Genomic DNA, 10,647 nt, shown 5'->3' on the forward strand with positions numbered 1-10,647 from the left:
GCAAGCCAGAGTGCAGCGGCAAGTGTGCGCAGTGATGCGGCAAATGCCATCACGCTGAACAGAGGAAGCATGTACACCTTCAAGATGACCGTGGTCAATGGAAACGGACTGGCGCCGAGCTTCACAGTGGGCAACGGAAGCGTTCTGAAGACGCAGTTTGTGTCCCAGATCGGCAATGACTGCTACTACAGAGTTTATGCAGTTGGCACACCGGGCCAGAGCACAGGCGTTTACACCACACTTCCGGGCCAGAATGCAAAACTGCATTGCACGGTAATGGTAGCTTGAACGATTTTTGAGTGAATACCATAGTTACATAGTAAATGGTAGCTATGTGGAAACTTCTCGCGGGGGAGGTTTCCGGCAAAAGTTGAATAGCAAGTAAAAAGCGCCTCCTGCCGCAGGATTGCCCTGAGGCAGAAGGCGCTTCTTTCTTTCACGACCGGTTACGAAGTAAAATCTGCATAAATATACTCATATTCCGCATTGATATAATAAGTTTCAAAGTTGATTAATTTAGGATTTTTTAGTAAGGCGCTTTGGCGTATTTGAAGAGGTATCAAGGCGGCGTCTTCTAACAAGATCGTTTCAGCTTGTGCAAGTAGACTCATCCGGCTCTGCGGGTCCATTTGGCGATTAGCCGTTTGAAAACATTCGTCGTATTCTTCACTTGAATAACTGGCACAGTTATAGGAGGAATCCGATGTCCAAAGTTCCAGATAGGTTGCCGGGTCCGCGTATTCAGGAATCCAACCGGAGAGTGACATTTCAAATTTATGAATGGTATCCAAATTCATATGTGTGTTGTAGGGAACAGACAAGATATCAATTTGAATCCCGAGCGTTTCTTCCAACTGCTTTTCAATAATTTGTGCTTCTGTTACGGACCAATAATCGTCTGTAACCAATAATTCCAATTGAATATCCTCTGCTCTTTCAAGATCCAGTTCTTGTAGAGCCGTTTTTAGATAATTTCGTGCCTTTTGTGTATCTCCATTCAATGGAAATGCTTCCAAGGGGTATTCTTCTCCAAAGGTTTTGTGAGCGCCAGGGAGAATAGGGAGAACATAGCGTGCGCTGGCAGTTACATCGTCAGAACCAAGAGAATCAACGTAGTCGTTTCGATTAAGTGCATAGTTGAGAGCTAAACGTAGATTTTTGTTGTTTAAGGGGCAGCTTCCGTCCATATTTAAGCGAATAAAATCATTCGCACCATTAAAGTAGTAATGAATATAAGGGGTCATATCTGGGGATACGTCGGTGGTAGCGACAGGCATAACGTCCAGTTTTTGATCGAGAAACATCTGATAAAGCTTGTTAAAGTCAGTGGAAATAACAATCTCGACTTGATCCAATTGAATCTTATCGGCATCCCAATAATAAGGATTCTTTTCCAAAAGGATAGAATCATTTTGCTTCCACTCCTTTAGGCGGAATGGTCCATTGGAAAGAGAGTATTTGCCTATTTCAGAGCTCTCTTTTTCAGAAGGAATCGGACTGAACGTTGGCAATGCCAAAAGTTGTAGGAAATAAGGGGTGGGATTTTCTAAAATAAATTGTAATGTTGCATCATCAATTGCGCGAACTCCTAAATATTCCTCTGAGAGTTCCTTTTTATGAACCTCTGCCGCGTTTTTGATAGGATATGCCATAAAGGGGCGGGTTGAGTTCTCATCTGCCAACATACGTTGAATTGCATAGACAAAATCCTGTGCGCGTACGGGTGTTCCATCGCAGTAAAATGCGTCCCGCAGGTGGAAGGTATATACCAATCCATCTGTGGAGATTTCATAAGATTTTGCAATTCCATAAAGAAGCTGATCTCCGTAAGTGCGCATCAATCCCTCATAAATGTGGTACGCAATGGTTGCTTCAGAAGTGGCGTCCACCTTTTGTGGGTCTAAAGTACTTGGCTCTTGTAATAGCGCATATCGCAAAACTTTGGGATGTGTATTGTCCACAGAAAGGGGTTGTGGAGAGGAACAAGAGGTTAAACCCAAGAGTAAACAGAGAAGTACGGCAAAATAATTCGTTTTTTTCACATATATCACCTGAAATAAATAACACAAATTTGTATATTTTTTAGCATATCATAAACTATTTTTAATAACAAGGCACCTACGAGATATAAAAAAATAAATTCTTAAGAAATTATTGGAAATGATTATTCAGTAGAATTTTGAACTTTACAAACTACGTTAGACTAAAAATAGGGAGGTCCCGTTGAAAAGAGGCACGCACATGAAAGTTTTACGAAGAGAAAATCGAAGGTTTATCTGGACAGCTTGTCTGTGTTTTCTGACCATCGGCGCGATGTTTGTTTTCCATGTCTTGGAACTATCGCGTGGACAAGATGTGCCCCACATCGAAAATAGCACCGTGGACTTGCGCGGAGTCGATTTTAACACGGGAGAACCTATTTTTTTAGATGGCGAATGGGAGTTTTTTTGGCAGAAGCTTTTGGTGACCGATCATTTAGAGGGAGAGGAACCCGATGGTTTGATGTCCGTTCCATCCTATTGGACACAACAAAAACAAGATGGACATTATTTGCCTTCAAAAGGATATGCCAGCTATCGGTTGCGGATGATAAACTGTCCCCCCGAAGCAGATGTGTTAGTGGTTGTCCCAAATCTTCCATCGGCTTACCGAGTGTTTTTAAATGGGGAACCGTTTTCTGGAAGCGGAACTGTTTTGAAAAATCTGCGGAATATTGAAGTTTTTCCAAGTTTAAAGGAAGAAACCACTCTTCCTTTGCGCTCTTCTGAATGTGAATTGGTGATCGAGGTATCAAGCCGGGTGTATCCTGGATTGTGTTTGACCCCTATTTTGATTGATCGTTCTACGTATGAACGAAACGCAGAGCGGGACATGATCTTTAGCTCTCTGCTAATGGGAATTGCGATTGTTTTTATTATTTTCTATGCAATGGATCTCATTCTAAAGCCGCGAAGCGGCTACTCTATATCCATCCTTCTTCTGATGCTATTATTTCTAATAAAGAGTTTTTCCAGGGGACCTATCTTTTCCGCGCTGTGTTCGTGGTCTCCTGTGCCGTTTGATTATATGCTGTTTCCTTTTCACATCTTTGGCGCAGCAGCCTGGGTGATTTTGATTTGTGCCGCCCCCAGGGCGTCAACAGCCCGAAAAAGGAGGCGGCGTGTGTTCTGCGTATCTATGTTGGTTCTTACAGATTATTTCATTACGATCAGTGTTGGATTAATTTTCCACATTACCTGGTGGTGGGTGATATTCGATTTACTATTAGCGCCGATCTTTTTCGCTGTAATGGTGGTGCCAATTCTTCAGGAGGACCGCTCCGCCAATCCTTATTTTTTCCCGTATTATATTGGTTGCCTCTGTGTGTATGTGGGAAGTTTCCTGGGAGATATGGCTTTGTCAGGGCTCTTTTTGATCGACGACAGCTTTGCATTTCCCATCGGGTTAGTCTGCTTAACAATCGCGATCAAATATATGGATGGAAAACGTTTGAACGCCATCCAAAATGAGGCATTAAAGGTAGCCGAGATGCGTGTTGAGTTGCAAAAGGCTCAGATCAACCTTGCTTTGCATCAAATACAGCCCCACTTTCTCTATAATGCGCTTCTGGCAATCAAGGTGCTCTGTCGAAAAGAACCGGAAAAGGCAGAAAAGGCGGTTTATGATTTTTCGACCTATTTGCGTGGCAACATGGATTCCATTGAAAGTACCGAACCGATTTTATTTGAAGAGGAATTACAGAATATACGCGCTTATCTAAATATTGAACAAATGCGCTTTGGTGAACGTTTGCACGTTCATTGGGATATTCGATGCAGCAATTTTATGGTGCCGCCGTTGACAGTCCAACCCTTGGTAGAAAATGCAGTGCGGCATGGAATCTGTAAAAAAGTAGAGGGGGGAACCGTTTCGCTGATTACCTATCAAAAGGATGGCTTTATCTGGATTGAAATTCTGGACGATGGGGTGGGATTTGAGATGGAACACCTACAATCGCCTTCTTTTGGTGGAATTGGGATTAAGAACCTTCGTTATCGTTTGAAAACCTTATTGAATGCGGAGCTGGACATTCAAAGTGTGGTGAATCAAGGGACAAGGCAGGTCATTCAAATACCAGAACAGGAGGCGCGGCTCTTTGATGAGGACGATGATTGTTGATGATGAACCGTTGGCAGTGGAAGAACTGGCAGATACCTGCGAGCAATTTGAGGATGTACAGATTGTTGGACGTTTTTTGCATGCAGCGGAGGCTTTAGCGTATGCAGAAAGTCATCCAATCGATTTGGCATTTTTGGATATCGAGATGCCGGGGATTCGAGGTCTGGATCTGGCTCATCGGCTGCATGCGATCAACGATCGGATTGCCGTCGTTTTTGTGACGGGTTATAAGCAGTATGCATTAGATGCTTTCAATGAGGATGCTTATGGTTACATCTTGAAACCCTTTGAGCCCAAAGCGGTGAGAAAGGCGATTGACAAAGTGAGCCGAATCGTGAGACCTGTTGAAAAGAAAAAGGCCTTTATTCGCACGTTTGGACGTTTTGGTTTGTTTGTTGATGACAAGCCGGTGGACTTTCGAAGCAGTAAGGCAAAGGAACTTTTTGCTTTTTTGGTGAGCCAGGATGGGGCGCTGGTGGATATGGATTCAATTATAGGGACCCTGTGGGAAGAAGAACAGTACGACAGTAAGGTCAAAGCAAAATATCGGAAAGCGTGTATGTACCTGCGACAGGCATTGGAGAAAGTCGGACTGGGAGAAGCGCTTATATCCGTTCGAGGAAAAATTGGTATCAATTGTGAGCGATTTGACTGCGATTATTTTCGATTGGTAGATGGAGATCTTCAAACCGCAGCATCTTTTGCAGGAGAGTATTTGTTTGAGTACTCGTGGGCGGAAGAGATGTTACCGAGTGTGCAGAGAATGGCTGAAACCGTCTTGGCTTCAGGCCAGAAACAGGACTCTTCGTATAAATGATTTAAGCAGAAAAGAGGACAGTCTTGTTCTTTTGCTTCTAAATTCTGCTTGAAAGGAGCAGCGCATGCAGACAAATCGACTCTTTACGATTTTATATCTGTTGATGGAACATAAAAGCATGACGGCGGCCCAATTGGCAGAACGATTTGAAGTTTCTCCAAGAACGATTTATCGTGATATTGATTTATTGTCTGGCGCGGGGATTCCGATCTATGCCAGTAAGGGTAGGGGCGGTGGAATTCGCTTGCTACCCCATTTTGTATTAGAGCGTTCCCTTTTATCCTCTGAAGAGCAGGATGAGATTTTATTTGCCTTACAAAGCCTGCGGGCTGCCAATATGCAAGACACACAGGTTTTAACGCGCCTAAATGGCTTGTTTCAAAAACATGGGACGGACTGGATCGATGTAGATTTTTCAACATGGAATGGGGGACCGGCAGAACGGGAAATTTTTAGCCAGATCAAGACGGGAATCCTGGAGCACCGAGAATTGGAGTTTTGTTATTCAAATAGCTTGGGCGAGACAACACAGCGTTGTGTTGAGCCCTTAAAACTGCATTTTCGAAATAGCAGCTGGTACTTGCAGGCATTTTGTCTGAGCAAAAATAATTTCCGGACATTTAAGATTTCTCGAATGCGTCAAGTTCGCTTAACCGACCGTCGCTTTGTAAGGGAACGAACGGTACTCCCGGAGATTGCTGTTCCTTCTTATGAACCAGGAGCGCAGATTTCTTTGACGCTAAGGTTTTCTCCAGCGATGGCGTTTCGTGTATACGATGAATTTCTGCCGGAACAAATTTGTCGGGATAAAGATGGCTTTTTCTTGGTAAATCTACAGCATCCGGAAGACCCCTGGCTTTGTGGGTATCTGTTATCTTTTGGTGCTCATGTCGAGGTTCTCTCTCCAACGAGACTGCGAGAGCAGATGGCGAATATCGCTCACAAGGTTGCAGAATTGTATCAAAAATAATTGCTGACCGCTTTTTAATATGACATACTCCTGTCCTATTTTGTTGGATATACTGATTCCAACAAAAACGGGGGATTCCCCGAGAAAGAAGGATATTGTCATGAAATATGAGGTTGTGGCCCTACAGGAAAAGATCATCGCTGGAATTGCGACACGGACCAGTAACGCCGATCCGGAAATGAAGCAAAAAATCGGAAATCTTTGGGAGCGTTATTATCAGGAGATTGATACTTCTCTTGCCGAAAAGAAGAATCAAACGGTCTATGGCCTATATACCCATTACGAAAATGGTGTAAGTGGATCTTATGAAGCTTGGGTGGGCAAACAAGTCCAAGACGGCGACTCAATGCAGGAGGGAACTCGATATGTGACCATTCCTGCCGGGCAGTATGCAAAGTTTTCTTTTCATGGGTGTGCAGAAAAAGATGTAGAACGCTTTTGGCAAGAGATTTGGAAGGAAGGACTCCCGCGTAAATTTACGTGTGATTTTGAGGAATACGCTTTTGTGGAGGGAAGCGATTGCCACGAAGCGGATATTGCTATTTATGTAGCGTTGGCCGATTTTTGTCAAAGCTGTGGGATGCCAATGACAGAGGATAGCCACCGAGGGACAAATGCGGATGGAAGCAAAAGCAAAGAGTATTGTTGCTACTGTTATGCAAACGGCGCTTTCGTTGCAGATTGTACAATGGAGCAAATGATTGATTTTTGCTTGGATATAGAAAAGGATGCAGGGAGGTATCAAGATCGTGCGGAAGCCAAAAGAGCGATGATGGCGTATTTTCCTCTGTTGAAGCGGTGGAGCCAGAGATGACAGGGGGATTGCCTTTTCCACGATGAGTATGATAAGATGGAAAAAACGTGAAAAGAGGCATGAACAATGAAATCTTATCGGAAAGAGCTGTGGTTCCATGTCCCGAGGCGCAGAGGGCTGGTAAATATCACGCCACAAGTGGAGGAAGCACTACGCGAGAGTGGAATTCAAGAGGGTTTGATTCTTGTGAACGCAATGAACATTACAGCAAGCGTTTTTATCAATGACGATGAAGCGGGGCTCCACCACGATTATGAGGTTTGGTTGGAAAAGCTTGCTCCAGAGAAGCCGTATGACCAATATCAACACAACGGTTTTGAGGACAATGCGGATGCCCATTTAAAGAGAACCGTTATGGGACGCGAGGTGGTGGTAGCTGTTACAAATGGCCGCTTGGATTTTGGAACGTGGGAGCAAATTTTCTATTTTGAGTTTGATGGAAAGCGCGATAAACATGCTTTGATTAAAATCATTGGAGAATGAATTTGAGAAAAAGGAGGACCGCCCCAAAGATTTCTTTGGGGCGGTCCTCCTTTTTGAACTTATCTGCGTTTTACATGGCGAACTTCATTGGGAGATTCACCAAAGTGCTTCTTAAAGCAGAAGCTGAAATAATGGGGATCGGTATAGCCGACCGCATGTGCGATTTCCAAGATCTTTTTATTGCTGGATAAGAGAAGTTCTTTCGCATGCTCCATTCGAATTTGATTCAGCACATTGGTGAAAGAATCCCCCATAGCTTTTTTAAAAATACTGCTAAAGTAATTGGAACTGATATGTAAGTGCTCGCTGACTGTTTTTAAGGATAGATCCGGATCTGCATAATGCTTCTTCAGATAGTTATATCCGCGGGAGGAGAGAGAGGCATCGTTATCACAGAGCTGATAGGCGACATAATCCATCACATTGTGGCAGAGCCGCCGGAGCCACGCCTGAATTTCTTCGGGCGATTCTTCACTGAAGATCTGCATAATTAGAGTCAAATTGCGTTCAACATTTAGATCAAACTCTGGAATTAATTTTTTAGCCGTGCGCGCAATGATAAAGTACAGCTGAATCACCTGCATTTGACATTCTGATAAAGAGACGCCCGGCGCAGACATATTTAAAAAGATCTCATCAATAAAGGCAGAGGCTGCTGCTTTATCGCCCGAACGAATGATGGAGTAAAGCGCTTCATCGCGCTGTCCGTTAAAGAGGGAGTTGAGAATCTCCCGACGGCTTAAAGGGCGTGCATCCAGCGATTCTCGGACCTTGCGCATGGTTTCTTCCAGTTCTCCTGCTTGGACAGGTTTTAATAAATAGCGTTCTACATGGTAAGTAATGGCCTCTTGTGCATAACGAAAGTCGTGTTCGGCGGTTAAAATGATAAGCTTTGTCAGTGGATTTCCTTCTCGAAGCGCTTTTGCCAGAGAGAGGCCATCCAAAGAAGGGAGGTGTATGTCTGTGATGAGTACATCCGGTTTTAAGATTGCTGCCGCTTCGCGCGCTTCTTGCCCATCGGTAATACTGCTGATGATTTCAAAACCAAGATCTTTCCAAGGGAGGAGCTGTTGAAGTGTTTTACTGAAATTGCGGTCAGCGTCTACGATCATGAGAGAATACATGCTGGTTTCCTCCTTGATGTGATGAATAAGATAGAAAATAGAGGATTTTTTTGATAAATATTGTGTATAAAATACATTATATCACTTTATTAAAATCAGTCAATTATAAAACAAAAAGTATCAAAGGAATGTAGGTTATTGCAAATATAGCCTCTATAATGCGACTCTCGAATCGATTCGGCAATAACTGTTCCAATAAAGGAGCGGATGACTGCTTGCTTTTGCCCTTAAACGCGTTATAATAAACAAGAGATGGAATGGGGAGAGGATGACGATTGCCAAAGTTATATTTCAAGTATGGAGCGATGAATAGTTCGAAGTCCGCCAATGCCCTAATGGTAAAATTCAATTATGAAGAACAAGGGTACCGTGTCGCGTTATTGAAGCCCAGCTTAGACGACCGCGATGGGGTAGATATTGTTAAATCACGCATAGGACTGGAACAAAAGTGTTATGTGATTGATCGGACGGTCAACCTGTTGGAGTGGTATAGAGCGCATCGTGATTATCAAGTGATGATTGTGGATGAGGCACAGTTTCTCACGCCAGAGCAGGTTGAACAGCTGAAGGATCTTGCCGTGGATGCTATTCCTGTGTTGTGCTTTGGATTAAAGACCGATTTCCAGACAAAAATGTTTCCAGCAAGTAAACGCTTATTTGAACTAGCGGATTCTCTTTCTGAGATCAAATCAGTGTGCCGCTGTGGCAGAAAGGCTGAAGTGAATGCCCGTATCCACAATGGAAAAATTGTCAAGGAAGGGGAACAAATTTTTATTGGCGGAAATGAGAGCTATATCGGCATGTGTTATAAGTGTTGGAGAGATAACCAGCTGTCTGTACTTATGGATTCGCAAAATTCATCTAGCTTGTAAAAGAGAAACCCCGCAGAATCCACTGGGATTCTTGCGGGGTTTTTGTTCACACAAATACGGAAATCCTTCAAAACGCAATAGAGTCAGTAGGATTTCAAACAAAACAGCAAACATTATCGATCCTGAGGACATTCCTCATCTGTTTCAAGAGAAGTTGTTTTTGGGGTATGGTCAGAGCGCTTTTCCAGAGAACCACGAAATTGCATCTGTTCCTTTGTAAAACCCTTTTTATACAGACGTCTGCGGACCGATTCGCGCAGAAGCGTGTACAGGACGGAAAAGGTCGGAATTCCTAAAAGGATACCGACGATCCCAAACAAATTGCCACATAGAATAATTGAAAGCAGAACCCAGATGGGCGGCAGGCCAATCGAAGTACCTACCACGCGGGGATAAATCAAATTGCCCTCGATCTGTTGAAGAATCAGGAAAAAGACAATATAGGTAACAGTGTACCAGGGATTCACCAACAGGAGAATAAAACCAGCAGTAAACATGGAAATATAAGGACCAATGATGGGGATTAAGCTGCACAGAGCAACGATTGAACTAATCAATATGGCATAGGGGAGACGTAGAATGCTCAAACCAATATACACCAGGAAAAACCAAATGCAGGCCTCTGTAAGCTGTCCTCGCACAAAATTGGAAAAAATACGATTGGCCATACTGGATATTTCGATGGTACGCCTGGCGGCGCGGTTGGGAAGGAAAGCATATAAAAGTCGTTTTAAGTGTGTCGTAAGCTTTTCCTTGCCAAACAGCATATACATACAGAATATGAAACTCATTGCCATAGTGAAAATGCCATTCGCTACACTGGCCGTAATATTGAAGATCGACCCCATAAAGTTCGAGGTGACCTCCGTTGCCTTGGATAAAAGGGAGGCCCAATCGATGGAGATGGAATTAATCTGTTCCTGTGTAACATTGTACTTTTGCAGCAGGCGAATAATCTCGTTGGAAAGGCGATTGATATATGTCGGAGCATTTTTCACGAGGACTTCCAGAGATGATACGAGCTCCGGAACCACAAATAGGATAATTGCCCCGAGAATGACGATTAATGTTAAAAAAGAGAGCACGACACATACTGCGCGGCGGCATTTGTTCCACAGTTTCAGATCTTTTTTGTTTAAAAATAGAAAGACCTTTTCTTCGTAGAACTTTAGAATAACATTGACCACAAAGGCAATTGCAATACCAATAAAAAATGGGGATGCAAGCGAAAAGATCGAGAGGATAAAGCCAAAAAGCTTGTCCAAATGGAACAGCGCGAAGATCAATAAAACGGTATAGGTAACGACCAAAATGACTCGCTTGGTCAATTTAGAATCTTCTACGAGCTGTTTGAAATTCATATCGTTCACTCCTCAAGCCCATTATAATACGCGCCGCGAGCGAAGTAA

10 protein-coding genes are annotated in these 10,647 nt (G+C 43.4%); 7 read left to right on the top strand and 3 right to left on the bottom strand.

Annotated elements, in window-relative coordinates; genetic code table 11:
* Nucleotides 1–288: hypothetical protein (locus B9Y59_RS04500; RefSeq protein WP_158088950.1), on the top strand; the 288-nt coding region annotated here is incomplete at its 5' end.
* 158 nt (nt 289–446) lie between these two features.
* Here B9Y59_RS04500 and B9Y59_RS04505 read toward each other — a convergent pair.
* Nucleotides 447–2,042, bottom strand: coding sequence for a peptide ABC transporter substrate-binding protein (locus B9Y59_RS04505; protein WP_054324139.1), 1,596 nt, complete (start codon nt 2,040–2,042; stop codon nt 447–449).
* Nucleotides 2,043–2,241: 199 nt separating this feature from the next.
* Between B9Y59_RS04505 and B9Y59_RS04510 the strand changes: the two genes are divergently transcribed.
* The 5 genes from B9Y59_RS04510 (at nt 2,242) to B9Y59_RS04530 (ending at nt 7,242) form a co-directional block, all read left to right on the top strand.
* Nucleotides 2,242–4,158, top strand: a complete 1,917-nt coding sequence (locus B9Y59_RS04510) for a sensor histidine kinase (RefSeq protein WP_085532033.1) — start codon at nt 2,242–2,244, stop codon at nt 4,156–4,158.
* The gene (locus B9Y59_RS04515) at nt 4,139–4,975 is read left to right on the top strand and encodes a response regulator (RefSeq protein ID WP_082402204.1); all 837 of its coding nucleotides are present in this window, start codon (nt 4,139–4,141) and stop codon (nt 4,973–4,975) included. The genes B9Y59_RS04510 and B9Y59_RS04515 overlap by 20 nt, the downstream gene beginning before the upstream one ends.
* Before the next feature lie 64 nt (nt 4,976–5,039).
* On the top strand, nt 5,040–5,945 hold the full coding sequence (locus tag B9Y59_RS04520) for a helix-turn-helix transcriptional regulator (protein WP_054324134.1): 906 nt from the start codon (nt 5,040–5,042) through the stop codon (nt 5,943–5,945).
* 100 nt (nt 5,946–6,045) lie between these two features.
* Nucleotides 6,046–6,759, top strand: a complete 714-nt coding sequence (locus B9Y59_RS04525; RefSeq protein WP_054324133.1) for a zinc ribbon domain-containing protein — start codon at nt 6,046–6,048, stop codon at nt 6,757–6,759.
* Nucleotides 6,760–6,825: 66 nt separating this feature from the next.
* Entirely contained in the window at nt 6,826–7,242 is a 417-nt protein-coding gene (locus tag B9Y59_RS04530; RefSeq protein WP_085532035.1) for a secondary thiamine-phosphate synthase enzyme YjbQ, read from the top strand.
* Between the two features lie 59 nt (nt 7,243–7,301).
* Here the strand turns inward: B9Y59_RS04530 and B9Y59_RS04535 are convergent, their stop codons facing one another.
* Nucleotides 7,302–8,366, bottom strand: a complete 1,065-nt coding sequence (locus B9Y59_RS04535; protein WP_054324132.1) for a response regulator transcription factor — start codon at nt 8,364–8,366, stop codon at nt 7,302–7,304.
* A gap of 275 nt (nt 8,367–8,641) precedes the next feature.
* Between B9Y59_RS04535 and B9Y59_RS04540 the strand changes: the two genes are divergently transcribed.
* Nucleotides 8,642–9,238: a thymidine kinase gene (locus B9Y59_RS04540; RefSeq protein WP_054324131.1), complete on the top strand. Its 597-nt coding sequence runs from the start codon at nt 8,642–8,644 to the stop codon at nt 9,236–9,238.
* Nucleotides 9,239–9,351: 113 nt separating this feature from the next.
* On the opposite strand, the gene B9Y59_RS04545 is transcribed toward B9Y59_RS04540, so the two are convergent.
* A complete protein-coding gene (locus tag B9Y59_RS04545; protein ID WP_054324130.1) occupies nt 9,352–10,599 on the bottom strand; it encodes an AI-2E family transporter in 1,248 nt (415 codons plus the stop codon).
* Nucleotides 10,600–10,647: the final 48 nt, after the last annotated feature.

Origin of the sequence: Anaeromassilibacillus sp. Marseille-P3371 (genome assembly GCF_900169665.1) — a bacterium.
In the GTDB taxonomy this organism is placed as follows: Bacteria; Bacillota; Clostridia; order Oscillospirales; family Acutalibacteraceae; genus Anaeromassilibacillus.

Coding starts and splice junctions, on each gene's coding strand:
- B9Y59_RS04520 (WP_054324134.1), top strand. CDS start 5,040: ATGCAGACAAATCGACTCTTTACGATTTTATATCTGTTGATGGAACAT.
- B9Y59_RS04525 (WP_054324133.1), top strand. CDS start 6,046: ATGAAATATGAGGTTGTGGCCCTACAGGAAAAGATCATCGCTGGAATT.
- B9Y59_RS04530 (WP_085532035.1), top strand. CDS start 6,826: ATGAAATCTTATCGGAAAGAGCTGTGGTTCCATGTCCCGAGGCGCAGA.
- B9Y59_RS04535 (WP_054324132.1), bottom strand. CDS start 8,366: ATGTATTCTCTCATGATCGTAGACGCTGACCGCAATTTCAGTAAAACA.
- B9Y59_RS04545 (WP_054324130.1), bottom strand. CDS start 10,599: ATGAATTTCAAACAGCTCGTAGAAGATTCTAAATTGACCAAGCGAGTC.
- B9Y59_RS04510 (WP_085532033.1), top strand. CDS start 2,242: ATGAAAGTTTTACGAAGAGAAAATCGAAGGTTTATCTGGACAGCTTGT.
- B9Y59_RS04515 (WP_082402204.1), top strand. CDS start 4,139: ATGAGGACGATGATTGTTGATGATGAACCGTTGGCAGTGGAAGAACTG.